The organism is Streptomyces hyaluromycini (assembly GCF_002217755.1).
Lineage (GTDB): Bacteria > Actinomycetota > Actinomycetes > Streptomycetales > Streptomycetaceae > Streptomyces > Streptomyces hyaluromycini.
In genome coordinates, this window is the sequence record NZ_BCFL01000017.1 from 80,562 (window position 1) to 100,089 (window position 19,528).

The window sequence follows — 19,528 nt, forward strand, 5'->3', positions numbered from 1 at the left end:
AAGCTACGGGCCCTTTAGGACAGATCGCGTCCTAAAGGGCCCGTCGTGGCCGAGGAACTTCCGGGGCTAGAACGGGAAGCCGCTCCGGCCGTGCTGTACCGAGATCCACTTCAGGGTGGTGAAGGACTCCACCGTCGTCTCGCCGTTCAGGCGGCCGATCCCGGAGTGCTTCTCGCCGCCGAAGGGGACGACGGGCTCGTCGTGCACGGTGCCGTCGTTGACGTGGAACATCCCGGTGTCGATCTGCTTGGCGAAGGCCACGCCCCGCTCGACGTCGCCGGTGTGGACCGCGCCGCTGAGGCCGTAGGGGGTGTCGTTGACCAGGCGTACGGCCTCCTCCTCGCCGTCGAAGGGGATGAGGAAGGCGACCGGGCCGAAGACCTCCTGCCGGAGCAGGTCGGAGTCGGCCGGGACACCGGTGAGGACCGAGGGCTCGACCAGGTTGTCGGTGGTCGTGCCGTGCAGCAGGGCCGTGGCACCCTCGGCGACGGCCTGCGCGACCGTGGCCGAAACCGACTCCGCCTGCTGGGAGTTGATCAGCGGGCCGATGACGGTCTGCGGGTCGCTCGGGTCGCCGGCCTTGAGGGTCTTCACCTTGGCGACGAACTTCTCGGTGAACTCGTCCGCGATCGAGCGGTCGACCAGGACGCGGTTGGCGGCCATGCAGACCTGGCCCTGGTGGACGTACCGGCTGAAGACCGCCGCGTCGACCGCGTAGTCGATGTCGGCGTCGTCGAGGACCACGATCGCGCTGTTGCCGCCCAGTTCGAGCACCGTGCGCTTGAAGAGCGAGGCGCAGACGGTGGCCACGTGCCGGCCGACCTTGTCGGAACCGGTGAAGGAGATGACCTTCGGGACCGGGTGCTCGATGAAGGCGTCGCCGATCTCCGCGATGTCGGTGACGACGACGTTGAGCAGGCCACCGGGCAGGCCCGCGTCCTCGAAGATCTTCGCGACCAGGGTGCCGCCGACGATGGGGGTGTTCTGGTGCGGCTTGAGGACCACGCCGTTGCCGAGCGCGAGCGCCGGGGCGACCGACTTGATCGACAGGAGGAAGGGGAAGTTGAAGGGGCTGATCACGCCCACCACACCGACCGGCACGCGGTAGACGCGGTTCTCCTTGCCGTCCACCGGGGAGGGCAGGATCCGGCCCTCGGGGCGCAGCGCCCACTGGATCGACTCGCGCAGGAACTCCTTGGCGAGGTGCAGCTCGAAGGCGGCCTTCAGACGCGTGCCGCCGAGCTCGGCGATGATCGCCTCGGTGATCTCCGCGTCACGCTCCTCGATGAGGCGCAGGGCCTTCTCGAAGACGGCGCGGCGGGCGTAGGGGTTGGTGGCGGCCCACTGCTTCTGGGCACGCGCGGCGGCCTGATAGGCCTGATCTATCTCCTCGACCGCGGCTATCGTGATCGACGCGAGCTTCTCACCGTCGTACGGGTTGAAGTCGATGATGTCCCAGGAACCGCTGCCCGGGCGCCACTCGCCGTCGATGTACTGCTGGGCCAGGTCGGTGAAATAGGACGACATGTGATCCCTCGATCCCCTGCTGCGACGGCAGTCGACGCGGACACCCGGTCCACATCCACATCACGGTCTGATCACGCGTCATGGTACTTGCGTCACACAGGAGTTGGGGCGTCAGTTCGATGATCTAGGGAAATCCCCTGGTGCATCGATATATCTACGACAGCTGCAGCAGTCCGCGCAGCAGGTCCCGGCTCTCGTCCGGTCCCGGGCTGTCCTGCTGGAGTTCCTTCAGCGCCTGCTCGTACTGGGCGACGTCCTCGCGCTTGTCGAGGTAGAGGGCGCTGGTGAGCTGCTCCAGGTAGACCACGTCGGAGAGGTCCGACTCGGGGAAGCTCAGCACGGTGAACGAGCCGCCCTCCCCGGAGTGCCCGCCGAAGCTGAACGGCATGATCTGCAGCCGTACGTTGGAGCGCTCGGAGATCTCGACGAGGTGCTGGAGCTGACCGCGCATCACCTCGCGGTCGCCGTAGGGGCGGCGCAGGGCGGCCTCGTCGAGGACGATGTGGAAGTCGGGGGCGTTTTCGGCCACCAGGTACTTCTGCCGCTCCATGCGCAGCGTGACCCGGCGTTCGACGTCGGCCTCGCTGGCCCCCTTCATACCGCGCCGCACCACCGCGCGCGCGTAGTCCTCGGTCTGGAGGAGGCCGTGGACGAACTGCACCTCGTAGGCGCGGATCAGATGTGCCGCGCCCTCCAGGCCGACATAGGTGGGGAACCAGGTCGGCAGGACGTCGGAGTAACTGTGCCACCAGCCGGCCACGTTGGCCTCGCGGGCGAGGGAGAGGAGCTGCTGGCGTTCGGCCTCGTCGGTGATGCCGTACAGCGTCAGCAGGTCTTCCACGTCTCTCGTCTTGAAACTCACCCGGCCCAGCTCCATGCGGCTGATCTTCGATTCGGAGGCACGGATCGAGTACCCCGCGGCCTCGCGGGTGATCCCCCGGGCCTCCCGCAGCCGCCTGAGTTGCGAGCCGAGCAGCATTCGCCGCACCACCGATCCGGGCTCTCCCGCGCTCACGTTCGCCAGCCTCCCCAACCGTCTTCAGGGCCCGCAGTCTGCCACTAAAACACTTCGAGCAGTACTCGTCCGGTTACGGAAACGGAAAGCGGCCAAAGTTTAAGCACAGGAAGTTGCAAGCAGGTAGTGAGCCAAGGGCAGCAAGTTGGCGGAAAAAATGGCCAACAAGCGGTACGGGAGGGTCCAATTCGGTCGCGTGCACGTGCATCTGCCCTTGCATCTGCTGTGCGCATCCGAAACCATGGTCCCGCGCCACCGCTGCATCGCAACGACCGCGAATTCCCGGGAGTGCCTCGCATGGGGACGAATGGATCGACCATGCTCAAGCCATTACGGCAGGGCCTTCCGCCGCTTGATCCCGCGGCCGTGTCCAACGCCGCCTCCTGCGCCCTGCCCGCCCGCTACGAAGCGGTGCGCGAAGCCCGTCAGTTCACCCGGAGAACGCTCGGCCAGTGGGACGTCGGCGACCGCTTCGACGACGTCTGTCTCGTCGTCTCCGAGTTGGTCACCAACGCCCTGCGGCACGCGGTGTCCGGCGAGACCGAGTGCCTCGCCGCGGCGCAGGCGCCGGCGGTGCGGCTGCACCTGATGCGGTGGACCGGACGGCTGGTGTGCGCGGTACGCGACCCGAGCCACGAGACGCCCGTGCCCCGCGACTCCGAGGACTTCTCGGCGGAGTCGGGCCGCGGGCTGTTCCTGGTCGACTCGTTCAGCGACAGCTGGGGCTGGCACCCGCTGGCGGGCACCCTCAGCGGCAAGGTCGTGTGGGCGCTGTTCCGGCTGCAGCCCGTCGAATGACGAACCCGGCGTCTTCGGACGCCGGGTTTCTACGCGCGTTACCGTGCGTTATACGCCGAACGCACCGAGTTGACCCAGATGTGGCCGGCGTCAGCTCGTGATCAGGTGGTCGAACTCGCCGTCCTTCACGCCGAGGAGCATCGCCTCGATCTCGGCGCGCGTGTAGACGAGTGCCGGCCCGTCCGGGAAGCGCGAGTTGCGGACCGCCACGTCGCCTCCCGGCAGCCGGGCGAACTCCACGCAGGAACCCTGCGAGTTGCTGTGCCTGCTCTTCTGCCAGGCCACTCCGTCCAGCTGCGTGGCAGCCATGCCGTTGTACACGTCAAACCCCCCGTACACGCCGTCAACGTCGAGGTTCACAGGTCGCTCCCCGGTGGTGCACTAACTGGCTGATGTGACCATTGATGCAGCGGTCAACTGACCCGGATCATAACCTTGTTCACGTGCAGATGCATGAGCAGATGCACGTGCACGGGGGGTGTTCCTGCGGTTACAGCTTTGACGTCCGCTTTACTCAACCCGTTCCAGCGTCTGCCCCGGCCTCCGCAGGACATGCGACCGCCGGCCCCCGTCCATGATCCCGCGCACTGTCACCTGCGCAGGACGTCCGGATCGAATCCTCCATGCACTAGGAAAGGACGCGTACACCGGCCCTCGTGTTCCGGCGTCCATGTGATGGTCCGGTGAGCGAGATTGACCGGATCGGGATCGGACCACTGGACGGCCGGCGTCCGCTCCGCGTACCGGCGGGAAACCGTACCTTGACCCGCACATCGACGAGGGCCGCGCGAGCGCTCTACCGGGCGGTCCCGTAGGGCAGCAGTGCCATCTCGCGGGCGTTCTTGATCGCCCTGGCCAGCAGTCGTTGCTGCCGGGCGGAGACGCGGGTGACGCGCCGGCTGCGGATCCTGCCGCGGTCGGAGAGGAACTTCCGCAGCAGGTCGGTGTCCTTGTAGTCGATGTACGTCACCTCCGCCTGGTCCAGCAGGTTCGGCCGGCTCTTCACCGGCTTGCGGTCGGTCCTGCGGGGCATCGGGGTCAGACCGCCGACCGGCCCGACGCGCTGCTGCACTGGGACGCGGCGGGCGGTGCCCTGTGCGTGGAGAGCGCGGGGCCGTGGCTGGCCTCCCTCCCGGACCCGGCCTGGGACCGCGCACGGGGCGTGAAGGTCTGACGGGGGCGGGGCACCGACATGGCGAAGAAGAGCAAGATCGCGAAGAACGAACGGCGGCAGGAGGTCGTCGCGCGGTACGCCGTGCGCAGGGCCGAACTGAAGGAGATCCTCCGGCGGCCCTCCTCGACCGACGCGGAGCGTCTCGCCGCCGCGCGTGAGCTGCGTGGGCAGCCGCGCGACGCGAGCGCCACGCGCGTACGCAACCGCGACCAGGTGGACGGCCGCCCGCGCGGTTACTTCCGTGCGTTCGGCCTGTCCCGGGTGAATCTGCGGGACCAGGCCCACAGCGGATACCTACCTGGCGTACGCAAGTCCTCCTGGTGAGTCCTGGTAGCTTGCCGCTGTCGTTCGGGCGGCCGGGCGGCCGACCCCCTAGAGCTTGGGAGCGTTGCGGTGACCACGGCTACGGCGAGCACGGCTACGACGCACACGGAAACGGCGTCGGCGGAGACCGCTTCGGCGGGGACGACTGCGGCGACCACGCGGCCGGCTCTGCGGATCGCGGCCGCCGCCGCGGGACTGGCCGGCGCGCTCGCGCTGACCGCGTGCAGCAGCGGCGGCGGCTCCGGCAGCGGCTCCTCGGCCACCCCGTCGGGCACGTCGTCCGCAGCCGCCACCGCCACGTCCGGTTCGGACAGCTCCACGGCCTCCTCCGACGCGTTGCAGGGCAGCTGGATCACCACGAGCGGCGGGAAGATCGTCGCGCTGGTGGTCACCGGCAAGGAGGCCGGGCTCTTCGAGACCGGTGGGGCCGTGTGCAGCGGGACCGCCGGTGAGGAGGCCGGGATGCGGATGATCCATCTCACCTGCACGAACGGCAGCAAGGACCGGGTCACCGGAATGGTCGACTCCGTCAGCAAGAGCGGCATGAAGGTCACCTGGTCCGGAAAATCCGGCGAGGAGACCTACACCAAGGCCGAGGGCGGCAAGCTGCCGTCGGGGCTCCCGACGGCGAGCCTTGGTCAGTAGGGCCGCATAGGACCGCTTCAGGTGTGTTTTCGCCGGCCCGCGCGGGTCGGCGGAAACACACCTGAAGCGGTCGAGGGCGGGGGCGGGCGCGCGGGGACCGGGCCGGGGCGTGATGATGCTGGGACACCGTCACGACCTCGATGGGGAACTGCTCATGCGCGCCATTCCGCTCACCGTCACCACCGTCACCGCTGTCGCCGCCGCCCTCGCCCTGACCGCCTGCAACAACGGCGGCTCGGGCTCCAGCGGCAAGAACAGCTCGGCCTGCGAGATCGGCAAGGTCTCCATCCAGGTCGGCTCCGCGAGCGTCGCGCCGGCCGCGGGGGACACCGGCGAGGTGCCGGTGAGCATCACCAACCAGAGCGCGCCGTGCACGCTGGACGGCTTCGCCGGCGTCACGCTGAAGGCGGGCGGCACGTCGGCGGCGGTCGCCACGCAGGCCGGCGCGAGGGCCGACAAGCTCAAGCTCGCCAAGGGGGACTCGGCGACGTTCTCGATCAGCTATGTGCGCGGCAAGGACGGCGACGGGGCGAGCCTCGCGGCCACGTCGATGACGGTGTCGCTGCCGGGGAGTGACACGACGCAGAGCTTCCCGTGGAAGTACGGGGTGGTGGCGGGCAAGGGGGCTGCGGAGAAGCCGAACGCTGCGGTGGGGGCGTTTCAGCAGGCGGGGGACTGATTCGGGGGGGCCGATTCGGGGGAGGTGCGGTTGGGTTTCGGCTGACCGCCGGTGGGGGTTTGTCGCGCAGTTCCCCGCGCCCCTGACGGGGGGTGGTGCGGTTCGGTTTCGGCTGACCGCCGGAGGGGGTTCTCGCGCAGTTCCCCGCGCCCCTGACGGGGGGTGGTGCGGTTCGGTTTCGGCTGACCGCCGGAGGGGGTTCTCGCGCAGTTCCCCGCGCCCCTTGCGGGGCGCTTCGCGCCCCTTGTGGGGGGGGCGCGTTGGGGGTCAGGGTAGTTGGGTGTGTGCGTGGACCTGGGCCTGGTCTGCTGCTCTTGTGCCCTCTGTCCAGCCTGCCTCGTCGGTCACTCCGCGCAGGCGGGTCGTGGTGGTGTCCGGGAACATCTGCTGCATGCGGTCGGTCACGGCCAGCTCTCTCGTGGCCAGGACCGGGAGCAGGGCCTGGGGTGTCTCGGTCTCGGCCACGGCCGACCGCGCCGCTGCTCTGAGGCGGTCGCCGACCCGGTGGGCGTACGCCGCCAGGAAGGACTGGCGGAAGGTCTTCGTACGCTTGCGGCCGCCCGCCCGCTGCGCGGCCTCCGCCTTGGCCATCGCGTGTGTCGCCTGCACCAGCAGCGAGGTGTGGAGCAGCTCGACCGCCTCCAGATCCGCCTCGAAACCGACCACCGTGGAGAAGGCCAGCGGCTCGTTCCACACCGCGCGGCAGTGGTTGGCCGTGGCGACCGCGTCCAGCAGCACCGCCTTGGCCTGCTCGTACGGCGGCTCGACCCCGATCCGGCAGGCGCCCGGCGCGTCCGGTGCGGGCGCCCCCGCGGCGAGCAGCGCCTCGTCGACGCTGTGCCGGGCCATCAGTTCCTGGGCCTTGGCGCTGAGCGCCTCCGCCTCCTCCGGGTACCCGGTCGCCTCGGCCTTGGCGAGCAGCGCGCGGATCCGGGTGAGCATGCGGGACTGCGGACGGTGCGCGGTCGCGCGGGGTCCTGGCTCGTCCAGGGGCTCCAGGGCGGGCAGTCGCAGCAGCAGGCGGTACAGCTCCAGGACGGCGGTGGCGTGCGAGAAGCGGTCGCCCACGCGTGCGTGGCCGTCCTCCTGCGGCAGCGCGTCGAGCTGCGCCTGCCAGCGGGGGCCCCGCGGCCGGTCGTCCGGTATCTGCGCCCGGATCAGCCCGGCGGCGAGCCGGACGTGCGGGTCGTCCAGCTCGCGCCGCACCAGTCGTACGACGTCGGCGGGTTGCCAGCCGCGCCGCCAGGCCGCCGCGACGAACTCCCGGCCCCGGCGCACGAGTTCCGCGTCCGCGCCGGAGTCGGCCGCGAGGAGGGACGCGCCCGTGTCGAGGCCGGAGTCGGTGTCATCGTACAGGGCGCTCTGGAAGGCTCGGTCGACGGTGCTGGGCTGGCTGCTGGTCACGTGTCGATCGTGCCATGCGGCGCCGACAGCGGTCGGCGGCCGTCCACACCCTGTGGATAACCATCCGTGACAGCGGCCGCCCGAGTGTCAACCGACGGTTGACAGTGGCAGGGTGTCAACCTACGGTTGACATATGGCTACCGACCCGAACATCACGGCATCCGTGCGCCTCGACGACCTCATCGCGGCGATCAAGAAGGTGCATCCCGAACCCCTCGACCAGCTCCAGGACGCGGTGATCGCCGCCGACCACCTGGGCGACGTGGCCGACCACCTGATCGGCCACTTCGTCGACCAGGCCCGGCGCTCGGGCGCGTCCTGGACCGACATCGGCAAGAGCATGGGCGTGACCCGGCAGGCGGCGCAGAAGCGCTTCGTGCCGAAGGAGTCCACCGCACTCGACCCCAGCCAGGGCTTCGACCGCTACACCCCGCGCGCGAGGAACGTGGTGATGGCGGCGCACAACGAGGCGGTCGCGGCACGCAACCCCGAGGGCCGCCCCGAGCACCTGGTCCTCGGTCTGCTGGCCGAACCGGACGGCATCGCGGCGAAGGCGATCCTCGCGCAGGGCGTCCTGCTGGACACAGTGCGCCAGGCGGCCACCGCCGCGCTCCCGCCGGCCTCGGACGACGTCCCCGACCTCGTCCCCTACGGCCCGGAGGCCAAGAAGGCCCTCGAACTCACCTTCCGCGAGGCCCTCCGCCTCGGCCACAACTACGTCGGCACCGAACACCTGCTGCTGGCCCTCCTGGAACACGAGAACGGCGAGGGCGTCCTCAGCGGACTGGGCATCACCAAGCCCGCGACCGAGGAGTACATCGCCAAGGTGCTGGGACTGCTGCTGGAACAGAAGAAGGCCGCGGCGGAGGCGGCGGGCACGGCGGCGGACGAGCCGAAGGAGGGGGGCAAGGTGGGCTGAGAGACCCCTCGGAGCGCTGAACTCGCAGGTCAGAGCGATTGTCAGTGGTGGGTGCCACACTCGCAGCATGACCGACCGGTGGGCTCTCGCTCCGGCCGAGGACGGTGGCGTGGATGTCGCCCCCCTCGGTCCGGACGGGCTGCCCGCAGGGCCGGTGCGGCGGGAGCCCGATCTCGCCGGGGCGGTCAGGGGCCGCCCGGAGGTCACACGCTGGGTGTGGCGGTCGACCGCCGAGGTCTACCCGCGTCTGCTCGCCACGGGGGTGCGAGTGGAGCGGTGCTACGACATCGAGGACGCCGAGACACTTCTGCTGGGCCACGAGGGACGGTCCGGCGAGCCGCACTCGGCCGCCGCCGCCCTGGCCCGCCTCCGCGGCGGTCCCGTACCGCCCGATCCGCCGCAGCGGGCGGCCGAACCGGGCGCGCAGTCACCGCTGTTCGAGCCGCAGGGCACCGCCCGCCTGACGCTCGACGAGCTCCTCGCGGTCTACGCCGAGCAGCAGCGCCGGCACGACCGGGCCGAACACCCGGAGCGGATGCGGCTGCTGACCGCCGCCGAGTCGGCGGGCATGCTGATCGCCGCCGAGATGAACCGCGCGGGCGTGCCCTGGAGCGCCGAGGTCCACCGCGAGGTGCTGCGCGAACTGCTCGGCGAGCGGTACGCGGGCGGCGGCGAGCCGCGCCGGCTGGCCGAGCTGGCCGACGAGGTGTCGGCGGCGTTCGGCAGGCGGGTGCGGCCGGATCTCCCGGCCGATGTGATCAAGGCCTTCGCCCAGGCCGGGATCAAGGTCAGGTCCACCCGCCGCTGGGAGCTGTCGACCGTCGACCATCCGGCGGTGGAACCGCTCCTGGAGTACAAGAAGCTGTACCGGATCTGGGTGGCGCACGGCTGGACCTGGCTCCAGGACTGGGTGCGCGACGGCCGGTTCCGGCCCGAGTTCCACGCGGGCGGTACGGTCACCGGGCGCTGGGTGACCAACGGCGGGGGCGCGCTGCAGATCCCCAAGGTCATCCGGCGGGCCGCGGTCGCCGCCCCCGGCTGGCGGCTGGTCGTGGCCGACGCCGACCAGATGGAGCCGCGCGTGCTGGCGGCGATCTCCCGCGACCCCGGGCTGATGGAGGTCGCCGGGCGGGAGACCGACCTCTACCAGTCCGTCTCCGACCATGCCTTCTCCGGCGACCGCCAGCAGGCCAAGATCGCTGTCCTCGGCGCGGTCTACGGGCAGACCTCGGGCGACGGCCTGAAGAACCTGGCCGCGCTCCGCCGCCGGTTCCCCAAGGCGGTGTCGTACGTCGACGAGGCGGCGCGGGCCGGCGAGGAGGGCCGGCTGGTGCGCACCTGGCTGGGCCGGACCTGTCCGCCGGCGACCGGTGCGGGCGACGGCACGGAGGAGGCGGGGATGCCCCAGGAGGAGCCGGAGGAGCAGACGGCCGAGGGCTGGGTGCCGGGGTACGCCTCCACCAACTCCCGGGCCCGGGGCCGCTTCGCGCGCAACTTCGTGGTCCAGGGCAGCGCCGCCGACTGGGCCCTGCTGATGCTCGCGGCGCTGCGCCGGACCTGCGCGGAGATGGCGGCCGAGCTGGTCTTCTTCCAGCACGACGAGGTGATCGTGCACTGTCCCGAGAAGGAGACCGAGGCCGTCGTGGCGGCGATACGGGAGGCGGCCGAGCTGGCGGGGCGGCTGACGTTCGGGCAGACGCCGGTACGTTTCCCGTTCACGACGGCGGTGGTGGAGTGCTATGCCGACGCGAAATGATCAGTCGGATCGGCCGGATCGGAGTGATCAGTCGGATCGGCCGGATGGGTCGGATGGGTCACCGGGTGCCAGCAGGGCGCGCAGCTCGGCGAGGACGTCCGGTTCGTCCGTGCCGTCCAGGGCGGTGAGGGCCTCGCGCCAGACGCCGTACGCCTCGCCCGTGCGCCCCTGCTCGCGCAGCAGCAGGCCGAGTTGGTGGCGGGCGAGACCGCCGATGTAGCGGTCGGCGCGGGCGTCGGCGCGGCGCAGGAGCTCGGCGCACTCGTGGTGGGCACGGTCGGTGCGGCCGAGGGCGCGCAGCGCGCGGACCAGGCCGAGCCGGGTCTGGGACTCGCCGTGCCAGTCGCCGTGGCCGCCGAGGATGCGCAGGCTCTCCTCGAAGTGCGCGGTGGCGGCCGCCGGTTCACCGAGGCTGAGATGGGCGTAGCCGATGTTGCAGTGCGCCGAGTGCTGCAGGATGACGGCGCCGATCGCGTCCCCGATCGCCAGTGAGCGCCGGTGCTGCTCGATGGCGGCGCGCGGGTCGGTGTGCTCGTAGAGGTTGCCGAGATGGCTGTGGGTGACGGCCTCGCCGTAGGGGTCGTTCAGCTGCCGGGAGTAGTCCAGGCTCTGCCGCAGCGCCTCGCCGGACTCGTCGTACCGGCCGAGCCCCTCAAGCAGCAGCCCCCGGTTGTTCAGGGCGCGCCGGATCCAGGACGCCGCGCCCAGCCGCCGCCACAGGGCCAGCGCCCCGTCGGTCAGGGCGAGGGCCTCCCGCTGCCGGCCGGTGAGGAAGCGCAGGCCGGCGAGGTCGCCCAGGGCGTAGGCCTCGGCGGGCTCGTCACCGAGGCGCCGGGCGGCGGCCAGGGCTGCGGTGCCGAGCACCTCCATCTCGGCGACCCGGCCGCTGCGCAGGGCGTAGGGGTAGAGGAGGCGGACGAGCGTGGAGAGGTAGGCGCTGATCCGTGCGTCGGTGGTGCCGGCGTACCGCTCCACCAGGGCGACGATGTTCTCCAGCTCCATGTCGCCCCAGGCGAAGGCGTGCTCGGCGCACTCGAAGGGCGGCAGGGCGGCGGCGTACGGCTGGTGTTCGGGGGGCTGGGCGGAGGTCGGCCGGCGGCGGTCGCCCTGGTCGAATCCGGGTTCGAGGATCGCGACGAGGGCGCCTTCGGCGACGGCGGCGAACCAGCGGAGGGCGGTGAGAGCGGCCTCAGTGCCGTCGGGGCCGTCGGGGCCGTCGGTCTCTTCCGCCAGCTCGCGGGCGAAGTCCCGGACCAGGTCGTGCGGGGTGTAGCGACCGTACGCGGTCTCCTCCAGGAGGGCCACGTCGACCAGCCGGTCCAGGGCGGCCTCGGCGCGGCGCTCGTCGGTGCCGGTGAGCCGGGCGATCAGGGGGGCGCCGTAGGTGGGCAGGTCGAGGGCGCCGAGGTGGCGCAGGACGAGGGCGGCGTCGCGATCGGGGGCCCGGTCGGAGGCGGCGAGGGCGTCATGGGCGACGGCGAGGGAGCGCCGGACGCTCAGGTCGTCGTATTCGAGGTGGTGCAACCTGCTCTCGGTGGCGGCCAGTTGACCGGCCAGCACCTCGGGGGTGAGGGCGCGGCGGGCGGCCAGCCGGGCGGCCACGACGCGCAGGGCGAGCGGGAGCCGGCCGGTGAGGCCGACCAGCGGGTGGCCGGCGCCGATCTCCGCACGCCCGCTGACCGCGCGCAGCAACGCCGCGCTGTCCTCGCCGGTCAGCGGCCCGAGCGGGAAGCGGCGGGCGCCGTCGAGGGCGGTGAGCGGTGAGCGGCTGGTGACGATCACGGCGCAGCCGGGGCCGCCGGGGAGCAACGGCCGCACCTGGGCGGCGTTCGCGGCGTCGTCCAGCAGCAACAGGGTGCGGGTGGGCGCGAGCAGGGAGCGCAGCAACGCGGTGGCCGCGTCGGGGTGTTCGGGGATGTGGCGGGGGTCGGCGCCGAGGTCCCTGAGCAGCGCGGCGAGCGCCTGGCCGGGGGCGAGCGGGGGCCTGCCGGGGGTGGCGCCGTGCAGGTTGACGTAGAGCTGGCCGTCGGGGAAACGATCCCGCAGTTGGTGCGCGACGTGCAGCGCGAGGGCGCTCTTGCCGACGCCGGCCATGCCGGTGATCACGGTGAGGGTGGGGGTGGGGGTGACCGTGGCCTCGGCTGCGCCTTCGGCCTTTGTGGTCCCACCCGCACCACCCGTGACAGTTTCGTGGTCGGGTGCGGGTGGCCCCTGTGGGGCGGAAGCGCCGTCGGCGGCTGCGGGGGGACGGGGTTCGGTGGAAGTAGGGGGACGGGGCTCTGCGGAGGCAGGGGGACGGAGTTCGGCGGAGGCGGGTGCGGGTGGCCTCTGTGGGGCGGAAGCGCCGTCGGCGGCTGCGGGGGGACGGGGCTCGGCGGAGGCGGGGGGACGGGGTGTTGGCGTGGGTTCGGGGTGGGGGGTAGTTGCCGGGGGCAGGGGTGTTGGCGTGGGTTCGGGGTGGGCGGTGAAGTAGGCGGAGGGTGGTGGGGCGAGGGTGTGGCTCAGTTCTTCGATGACCGTGGTGCGGCCGGTGAAGTGGGCAGGGGGTGGCGGGAGTTGGGCGGGGCGGGGGGCCGGCGGGTCGTCGCGCGTAGAACCAGGCGCGACGGATACGGCCAGGGCTGCGGCAGGCCCCGTTCGTTCATCTCGTTCATCTCGTTCATCTCGTGCGTCTCGTGCGTCTCGTTCGTCGACGCCCTCGGTTTTCGGCCGACGGCCCGTCGACGCGCCCCTCAGGGGCGCGGGGAACTGCGCGACCGGCCACGACGCACCTGCACCCGCGCCGTCATCCGCATCCGCATCCGCCCCACTCCCGTCCCGCACCCCGCCACCCGAGGCGTCCTCGTCCGACGCACCCCTGTACGGCATGCCTTCGTCCGAGCCGCCCTCGTACAGCGCACCTCCGCCGGACCCGCCCTCGTACCCCGCGCCCCCGCCGGGCCCGCCCTCGTGCGGCAGCGCCTCCTCCGTCGTCCCGCTGCCCCGCAGCACCTGCACATGGGCCCGGCGGACCGCCGGGCCGGGCTCGATGCCCAGGTCGTCTCTCAGGCGGTTGCGCAGGTCGCGGTGGACGGCGAGGGCCTCGGCCTGTCGGCCGGTGTGGTGGAGGGCGAGCATCAGCTGGCGGTGATAGGCCTCACGGAGCGGGAACTCCGCGACGAGCGCCGCCAACTCCGGTACGACGCCGCCCAGTCGGGACCCGCCGAGGGCGAGCTCCGCGTCGTAGCGCCACTCCAGCAGAAGCAGCCGGGCCTCCTCCAGGCGCTGTACGAACGCGCGGCCGCCGAAGTCGGCGGGGAGGCCGCCGAGCGGGCTGCCGCGCCAGAGCGCGAGGGCGTCGGCGCAGGCGCGCAGCACCGGCACCCACTCCCGCCGCCCGTGCGCCACGCGCGCCTGGGCCACTCGGGCGTCGAACACGTCGACGTCCAGTTCACCGTCGTCGACACGCAGCAGGTACCCGGGCGGTACGGCCCGCAGCCGCTCCGGGTCGTCGAGGAGCCGGCGCAGCCGGGTGACGTGGTTGTGCAGCGAGGCGCGCGCCGACACCGGAGGCGCCCCGCCCCACAGGGCCTCCCTGAGCGACTCGACGGAGACGACCCGCCCGGCCTCCAGGAGCAGCGCGGCGAGCAGCGCGCGCACCTTGGGGCTGCCGATGGGGCGTACGTCGGATGCGTCGTAGAGAACCGGAGGTCCCAGCAGTCCGAACCGCAGCTCGTACCGCCGCATCACTCCGCCCATCGCCTTCCCGCGCTGGCGGAATTCCATCCCGCATGGGATGGTTTCCCGCCACCTTCTCTGTGCCGGCCGGAGCCGGAATCCGCTGGGATTCCGGGCTGTCCCCGGAGCCGTACGACGACTTCACGCCAACGGGTTCGCGACCTCCGGGAGAACCGCTGGCCACATGTTAGCGATCCGTTGGCGAGCCCTGATGTGATCTTCGCATCGGATCGGGTCGGACGGTGCACGCGTAGATCGCGTAACTCGGGGGAGTGTCGCCGCAGGCCTGGATCCGGGGACGCAAGAGGGTCCCCGGTCGGCGGAGGTGACCGACTGGGGCCCTCGTCCCGTCTCGGATTCCCGGTGGCCCGGTGGCCCGGTGGCCCGGTGGCCCGGGTTCAGACGACGGGCGGGCGGCCCAGCCTGGTGAGTCGCCAGACGGTGCGCCAGCGCATGGGACGGCGCTCCCCGGCCGGCTCGCGAAATCCCTCGGCGAAGCCCGCGAACCAGGCCCGCAGGCCGCCCGTCGAACGGGTGCGCAGAAGAGTGATCAGTATCCAGACGCCCAGGTGGACCGGGATCAGCGGCAGGGGCAGCCGACGGCGGGTCAGCCAGACCCGGTTGCGGGCGGTGACCCGGAAGTAGACGGCGTGCCGGGCGGGCGAGGTCCGGGGGTGCTGGAGGAGCAGTTCGGGCGCGTAGAGGATCTTCCAGCCTGCGTCGGCGGCCCGCCAGGCGAGGTCGGTCTCCTCATGGGCGAAGAAGAACTCGGCCGGCCAGTCGCCGGTTTCGGCGAGCATGTCCATGCGCAGAGCATGGCCGCCGCCGAGGAACCCGGTGACGTAACCCCCGCGCAGGGGGTCGGCGTTGCCGACGCGGGGCACGTGCCGGCGCTGGGTCACGCCGTGCTCGTCCGCGATACGGAAGCCGATGATGCCGAGGCGGGGGTCGGCGGCGAACAGATCCCGGACCTGCCGGAACACCTCGACGTCGACGAGCAGTCCGTCGTCGTCCAGTTCGACGACGACGTCCACGTCGCCGAACGCGCGCAGGGCGGCGAGGGCGACGTTGCGGCCGCCGGGGCAGCCGAGGTTGTCCTCGACGTCGACGGTGGTGACTTCACCGGGCAGGTCGAGACGGCCGGCGAACTCGGGCAGCCGGCAGCCGTTGCCGACGATCACGATGCGGTCGGGGGCGAGGTCCTGCTTGGCGACTGACCCGAGCAGGGCTTCGACTTCGTCGGGCCGGTTCCCCATGGTCACGACGGCAACCCCGAGTCTCGGCTCCTGCATGCCCTTCACCCCATCCGGCCGACGGCGGCAGCCGCACCTGTCCCCAAGGATGGCCATTGTTCACCAAGGCGTCACCACAGGTAGGTCGATACTCCATAAATGGGCCTGCCTCGTGGCGGCGCGCCGACGCCCACGCGCACCGGACGCGCACCGGACGCGGGCCGCTCCCCACCACGCCCCGGGAAGCGCTCGGACACGCCACGGAGCGCCTCCGAGGGGACGAAGCGGCGCTGTAAATTGCCCGTTCATGCTCTCTGTTCAGGTCCTGGGGCCGATCGGTGCCGACATCGACGGTGCACCGGTCCACCTGGGAAGCCCCCGGCAACGTGCGGTCCTCGCCCTCTTGCTGGCGAACCGCGGCCGGGTGGTGCCCGTCGACCGGCTCATCGACCGCCTGTGGCGGGGCCGGCCCCCGCAGAAGGCGGCGGCCTCCCTGCACGTCTACGTGTCGAACCTGCGCCGCGCGCTCGAACCCGGCCGGGCGCCGCGCACCCCCGCCGGCGTCCTGGTCAGCGTCGCGCCCGGGTATGCGGTGCGGCTGCCCGAGGAGGCGGTCGACGCCTGGCGGTTCGAGGCGGCGGTGCGGGGGGCCCGTACCGCGCCTCCGGCCGAGGCCCGGCGTCTCCTGGAGGAGGCCATCGGGTGGTGGCGCGGGGCCGCGTACGGCGAGTGGGCCGACGAGGAGTGGGCGGTCGCCGAGGCGGCCCGGCTGGGTGACCTGCACCTGGCGGCACGGGAGTTGGCGATCGGTGCGGCCCTCGCGTCCGGAACCCCGGCGGAGGCGGTGCCGGCGGCCGAGGCGCTCGTGCGGGAGCATCCGCTGCGCGAGGAGGGCTGGCGGCTGCTGGCCCTCGCGCTGTGGGCCGGCGGGCGCCGTGCCGACGCACTGGCCGAGCTGCGTCGCGCCGCCGCCGTCATGGCCGACGAACTCGGCCTGGGCCTGGGCGACGCCCTGACCGAGCTGGAGAGGGCCCTGCTGACGGGGCGGACCGAGATCCTGCGCGCGTCGGTGCCGTCGGTGCCGTCGGCGCCCGTACCGGCTCCGGCCCTCCTGCCCGCGCCCTTCGCGGATTCCGGGGCGACCCGGGTCGGCCTCCCCACGCCCCTCGCGGACGCCGAGGCGGCTCCCGCCGTTCCCTCCGCGGTCTCTGCGCCCTCCGTGCCCTCCGTGCCCTCCGCGGAGTCCGCGGCCACGGCGGCCACGGCGGCCACGGCGGCCACGGCCGTCGGTCTCCCCGCGCCGTTCACGGGTTCCGGACCGGCCCCGGTCGGCCCGCCGGTGCCGTTCGCGGACTCCGTGGCCACGGTCGTCGTCGACCGGCCGGCCGAGGAGCTGTTCGTGGGCCGGGACGGCGAACTGCGAGCCCTGGCCGAGGTCGCGCGTGCCGCCCGGCGGGGTGGCGGCGTCGTCCTGGTGACCGGGGAGGCCGGTGCGGGCAAGTCGGCGCTGCTCGGCCGGTACCGGCTGTGGTTGCGGGAGCAGGGCTGGACCGTGGTGGTCGGCCGCTGCCCCGAGTTCGACGGCGCTCCCTCCGCCTGGGCCTGGGTGGAGGCACTCGGCGCGCTCGCCCGCCGCGTGCCGCCCACCGACCCGGACGCGCTCGGCGCGCTGCTCCAGGAGGCCGGTTACGGCGAACGGGGAGCGGACGGCCACGGGGGCACCGGGTTCCCGGGCCCGGACGGCGGGGCGGCGTCGGCCGGGCGGTTCCGGCTGCACCGGGCGTTCGCCGCCTGGCTGCGGGAGGCCGCCGCGGACGAGCCGCTGGCGGTCGTCCTCGACGACCTGCACCGGGCGGACGGCGAGACGCTGGCCCTGCTGGAACGCGCCGCCGAGCTGGTCGGCTCAGCGGTGCTGGTGATCGCCGCGTACCGTCCGGCCGACGCGGCGGACCGGCTGACCAAGACCCTCGCCGAACTCGCCCACCGCTCGCCGTTCCGGCTGGCGCTCGGCGGGCTGCCGTTGCCGGACGTGGCCACCCTGGTCGGCGCGGTGTGCGGGGAGCCGGTCGACACGGCCATCGTGACCGCGCTCGCCGAGCGTACGGGGGGCAACCCCTTCTATGTCCGCGAGAGCGCCCGGCTGCTCGCCAGCGAGGGCGCCCTGGTGGCGGTCTCCGAGGTGCCGCAGGGCGTGCGCGACGTGCTGCGCCGACGGTTGCGGCAGCTGCCCGAGGGGGCCCCGGCCGTCCTCCAGCTGGCCTCGGTGGTGGGCCGCGAGACCGAGGTCGGTGTGCTCGTCGAGGCCGCGGACCCGGCACGGCACGGCGAACACGACGTGCTCGACGCCGTCGAGGCGGCCGTCGTGGCCGGGCTGCTGACCGAACCGGCGCCGGGAATGGTCCGGTTCGCGCACGCACTGGTCCGCGACACCCTCTACACCGACCTGGTCGGCGTGCGACGCGCACGGCTGCACGCCCGTCTGGCGGAGGTCCTGCGGCGGCGCCGTCCGGACGACCTGGCGGCTCTCGCGCACCATTTCGCCCGGGCGGCGAACGCGCGGACGGCGGCACTCGCCGTCGAGTACTCGCTGGGCGCGGCCGACCTCGCCGAACGGCGCTACGCCCACGACACCGCGGTCGAACTGCTCACGCAGGCGATCGAGTCCTTCGCGCTGATACCCGCCGCCGCCGTGGACGGCGACACGACCGGCGACGCGGCCGGCGACGGGACCGGCAGCATCAACGGCGACACGGCCGGCGGCCGGGCCGGGCGGCTGGTCGCGCTGCTCGGGCGGTTGCTGCGGGCGGAGATACGGGCGGGGGCCATCGTGGCGGCGCGGCACACCCGGCAGCGCGCCCTGGCGGCGGCCGAGGGCGTCGGGCGCGACGAACTTGCGGCGGCGGCCCTCGGCGCGTGGATCGGACCGGAGCCGGCCCTGAGCGGGGCCCTCAGCGGGCCGTGGGGGCTGGTCGAACCGGCGGCGGTCGACACGTTCGTCGACCGGCTGATCGCGCGCGCCGACCTGGACCCGGCCGTCCTCGGCATCCTGCCGCCCGCCCCTGCGGACGAGCGGGGCCGCGAGGACGCCGACGGCAGCGGGGGCGATGTAGGCAACGGCGGCGGGGCGAGTACGGGTGCCGGGGCGAGTACGGGTGCCGGGCCAAGCACGGGTGCCGGGCCAAGCACGGGTGCCGGGGCGAGTACGGGTGCCGGGCCAAGCACGGGTGCCGGGCCAAGCACGGGTGCCGGGGCGAGTACGGGTGCCGGGCCAAGCACGGGTGCCGCGGCCAGCGCCGGGGCCGGAGCGGGCGCAGGCGTCGGAACGAGCACGAGTGCCGGAGCGAGCGCAGGTGTCGCGGCCGGCGCAGGCGACGGGGGCGAGGCGGGTGCCGGTGGGCGGGTGGAGCGGGTGGTGGAGGCGGGGCGGCGGCTGGCCGTCGCCCGGGCGGTCGGGGACCCGCTGCTGCTCTCCTCCGCGCTGACCGTCGCGTCCGTCGTCACGCCCGACGGGTTCCCGGACCGCCGCGGGGCGCTGGCGACCGAGCTGCGGGTGCTCGGGTACGCGCACGACCTGCCCGCCAACAGCTGGGTGCGGGAGCACATCGGGGCCATGGCCGCCGGCGCCCGCAACGACGTCGCCCAGGTCCGCCGGCACACCGGGGAGGGGCGGACCGTCGCGCGGCGGCACCGGCTGGCGGAGGCGGAGGCCATCAACCTGACCACCCTGGCGATGCTGGCCCATGTCGAGGGCCGCTTCGCCGAGTCCGAGGCCGGCTACGCGGGGGTGCGGGAGCGGCTGCGGTCCCGTGGCTCGCCGTACGGCGACTTCGTGCACGTCCTCGGGCTGACGACCGTACGGCTGGCGCAGGGCCGCCCGCGGGAGGCCGAACCGCTGCTGCGGACCCTCCTCACCGAACCCGAACCCACCGCCGAGCTCGCCCTCGGTGTGGTCCTCGCCCGGCTGGGCGAGCACGAGCAGGCGCACGCGCTCGGCCGGCGCACCGAGGCCGCCGTACCCCTCGTACCCGACCACCTGTACGGCATCGCCCTGTCCCTCCGGGCCGAACTGGCGTTCCTGCTGGGCGACATGACCACCGCGCTGGAGCTGGTCCCGCTGCTGCTGCCGCTGCGCACCCAGCTCGCCGGTGCCGCCAGCGTCACCTTCGCCACCCGCCCGTTCGCCCACTCGCTGGGCGAGTTGTACCGGCTGCTGGGTGACGAGGCGGAGGCGCGACGGCAGTTCGCTCGCGCGGAGGAGGTGGCGGGGCAGTGGGGCTCCCGGCACCTGGTGGCGGCCGCCCGGGCCGCCGCGGAGGACGGGGCCCCGCGGAGCTGACA

General features: G+C 73.1%; 14 protein-coding genes. 7 read left to right on the forward strand and 7 right to left on the reverse strand.

All coding sequences use genetic code 11. The features are described from left to right. Window positions 1-66: 66 nt before the first annotated feature. Window positions 67-1,527 carry an aldehyde dehydrogenase family protein gene (locus SSP29_RS08440; RefSeq protein WP_089099934.1) on the reverse strand — a complete coding sequence of 487 codons (1,461 nt, stop codon included), beginning with the start codon at window positions 1,525-1,527 and terminating at the stop codon, window positions 67-69. A gap of 154 nt (window positions 1,528-1,681) precedes the next feature. Then, window positions 1,682-2,518 carry a Sco1979 family transcriptional regulator gene (locus SSP29_RS08445; protein WP_491590781.1) on the reverse strand — a complete coding sequence of 279 codons (837 nt, stop codon included), beginning with the start codon at window positions 2,516-2,518 and terminating at the stop codon, window positions 1,682-1,684. A 342-nt stretch (window positions 2,519-2,860) separates the two neighbouring features. On the opposite strand from SSP29_RS08445, the gene SSP29_RS08455 reads away from it, so the two are divergent. Further along, complete coding sequence (locus tag SSP29_RS08455; protein ID WP_089099937.1) at window positions 2,861-3,340, forward strand: ATP-binding protein; 480 nt, start codon at window positions 2,861-2,863, stop codon at window positions 3,338-3,340. A 90-nt stretch (window positions 3,341-3,430) separates the two neighbouring features. Here the strand turns inward: SSP29_RS08455 and SSP29_RS08460 are convergent, their stop codons facing one another. Both SSP29_RS08460 and rpsR read right to left on the reverse strand, forming a co-directional pair. Further along, window positions 3,431-3,649, reverse strand: a complete 219-nt coding sequence (locus SSP29_RS08460; protein ID WP_089100703.1) for a DUF397 domain-containing protein — start codon at window positions 3,647-3,649, stop codon at window positions 3,431-3,433. A gap of 487 nt (window positions 3,650-4,136) precedes the next feature. Beyond that, on the reverse strand, window positions 4,137-4,373 hold the full coding sequence (rpsR, locus tag SSP29_RS08465; protein WP_089100704.1) for a 30S ribosomal protein S18: 237 nt from the start codon (window positions 4,371-4,373) through the stop codon (window positions 4,137-4,139). A 159-nt stretch (window positions 4,374-4,532) separates the two neighbouring features. Here rpsR and rpsN point away from each other — a divergent pair, with 159 nt between their 5' ends. The 3 genes from rpsN to SSP29_RS08480 all read left to right on the forward strand — a co-directional run bounded on the left by rpsN (window position 4,533) and on the right by SSP29_RS08480 (window position 6,162). Next, complete coding sequence (rpsN, locus tag SSP29_RS08470) at window positions 4,533-4,838, forward strand: 30S ribosomal protein S14 (protein ID WP_089099938.1); 306 nt, start codon at window positions 4,533-4,535, stop codon at window positions 4,836-4,838. A gap of 168 nt (window positions 4,839-5,006) precedes the next feature. After that, window positions 5,007-5,483, forward strand: a complete 477-nt coding sequence (locus SSP29_RS08475) for a hypothetical protein (RefSeq protein ID WP_089100705.1) — start codon at window positions 5,007-5,009, stop codon at window positions 5,481-5,483. A gap of 154 nt (window positions 5,484-5,637) precedes the next feature. After that, entirely contained in the window at window positions 5,638-6,162 is a 525-nt protein-coding gene (locus tag SSP29_RS08480; protein ID WP_089100706.1) for a DUF4232 domain-containing protein, read from the forward strand. A gap of 267 nt (window positions 6,163-6,429) precedes the next feature. Here the strand turns inward: SSP29_RS08480 and SSP29_RS08485 are convergent, their stop codons facing one another. Next, on the reverse strand, window positions 6,430-7,566 hold the full coding sequence (locus SSP29_RS08485) for a DUF2786 domain-containing protein (protein ID WP_089099939.1): 1,137 nt from the start codon (window positions 7,564-7,566) through the stop codon (window positions 6,430-6,432). A 133-nt stretch (window positions 7,567-7,699) separates the two neighbouring features. Here SSP29_RS08485 and SSP29_RS08490 point away from each other — a divergent pair, with 133 nt between their 5' ends. Both SSP29_RS08490 and SSP29_RS08495 read left to right on the forward strand, forming a co-directional pair. Further along, on the forward strand, window positions 7,700-8,485 hold the full coding sequence (locus SSP29_RS08490; RefSeq protein ID WP_089099940.1) for a Clp protease N-terminal domain-containing protein: 786 nt from the start codon (window positions 7,700-7,702) through the stop codon (window positions 8,483-8,485). Window positions 8,486-8,552: 67 nt separating this feature from the next. Then, the gene (locus SSP29_RS08495) at window positions 8,553-10,241 is read left to right on the forward strand and encodes a bifunctional 3'-5' exonuclease/DNA polymerase (protein ID WP_089099941.1); all 1,689 of its coding nucleotides are present in this window, start codon (window positions 8,553-8,555) and stop codon (window positions 10,239-10,241) included. Window positions 10,242-10,268: 27 nt separating this feature from the next. Here SSP29_RS08495 and SSP29_RS59580 read toward each other — a convergent pair whose 3' ends face one another. After that, window positions 10,269-13,967: an AfsR/SARP family transcriptional regulator gene (locus SSP29_RS59580; protein ID WP_438363788.1), complete on the reverse strand. Its 3,699-nt coding sequence runs from the start codon at window positions 13,965-13,967 to the stop codon at window positions 10,269-10,271. Window positions 13,968-14,356: 389 nt separating this feature from the next. Next, the gene (locus tag SSP29_RS08505) at window positions 14,357-15,250 is read right to left on the reverse strand and encodes a glycosyltransferase family 2 protein (RefSeq protein ID WP_089100707.1); all 894 of its coding nucleotides are present in this window, start codon (window positions 15,248-15,250) and stop codon (window positions 14,357-14,359) included. Between the two features lie 247 nt (window positions 15,251-15,497). Between SSP29_RS08505 and SSP29_RS59585 the strand changes: the two genes are divergently transcribed. Beyond that, on the forward strand, window positions 15,498-19,526 hold the full coding sequence (locus SSP29_RS59585) for an ATP-binding protein (RefSeq protein ID WP_245883050.1): 4,029 nt from the start codon (window positions 15,498-15,500) through the stop codon (window positions 19,524-19,526). The last annotated feature ends 2 nt before the right edge of the window (window positions 19,527-19,528 follow it).

Coding starts and splice junctions, on each gene's coding strand:
- SSP29_RS08455 (WP_089099937.1), top strand. CDS start 2,861: ATGCTCAAGCCATTACGGCAGGGCCTTCCGCCGCTTGATCCCGCGGCC.
- SSP29_RS08505 (WP_089100707.1), bottom strand. CDS start 15,250: ATGCAGGAGCCGAGACTCGGGGTTGCCGTCGTGACCATGGGGAACCGG.
- SSP29_RS08440 (WP_089099934.1), bottom strand. CDS start 1,527: ATGTCGTCCTATTTCACCGACCTGGCCCAGCAGTACATCGACGGCGAG.
- rpsR (WP_089100704.1), bottom strand. CDS start 4,373: ATGCCCCGCAGGACCGACCGCAAGCCGGTGAAGAGCCGGCCGAACCTG.
- SSP29_RS59585 (WP_245883050.1), top strand. CDS start 15,498: ATGCTCTCTGTTCAGGTCCTGGGGCCGATCGGTGCCGACATCGACGGT.
- SSP29_RS59580 (WP_438363788.1), bottom strand. CDS start 13,967: ATGCGGCGGTACGAGCTGCGGTTCGGACTGCTGGGACCTCCGGTTCTC.
- SSP29_RS08490 (WP_089099940.1), top strand. CDS start 7,700: ATGGCTACCGACCCGAACATCACGGCATCCGTGCGCCTCGACGACCTC.
- SSP29_RS08480 (WP_089100706.1), top strand. CDS start 5,638: ATGCGCGCCATTCCGCTCACCGTCACCACCGTCACCGCTGTCGCCGCC.
- SSP29_RS08460 (WP_089100703.1), bottom strand. CDS start 3,649: ATGGCTGCCACGCAGCTGGACGGAGTGGCCTGGCAGAAGAGCAGGCAC.
- SSP29_RS08495 (WP_089099941.1), top strand. CDS start 8,553: ATGACCGACCGGTGGGCTCTCGCTCCGGCCGAGGACGGTGGCGTGGAT.
- rpsN (WP_089099938.1), top strand. CDS start 4,533: ATGGCGAAGAAGAGCAAGATCGCGAAGAACGAACGGCGGCAGGAGGTC.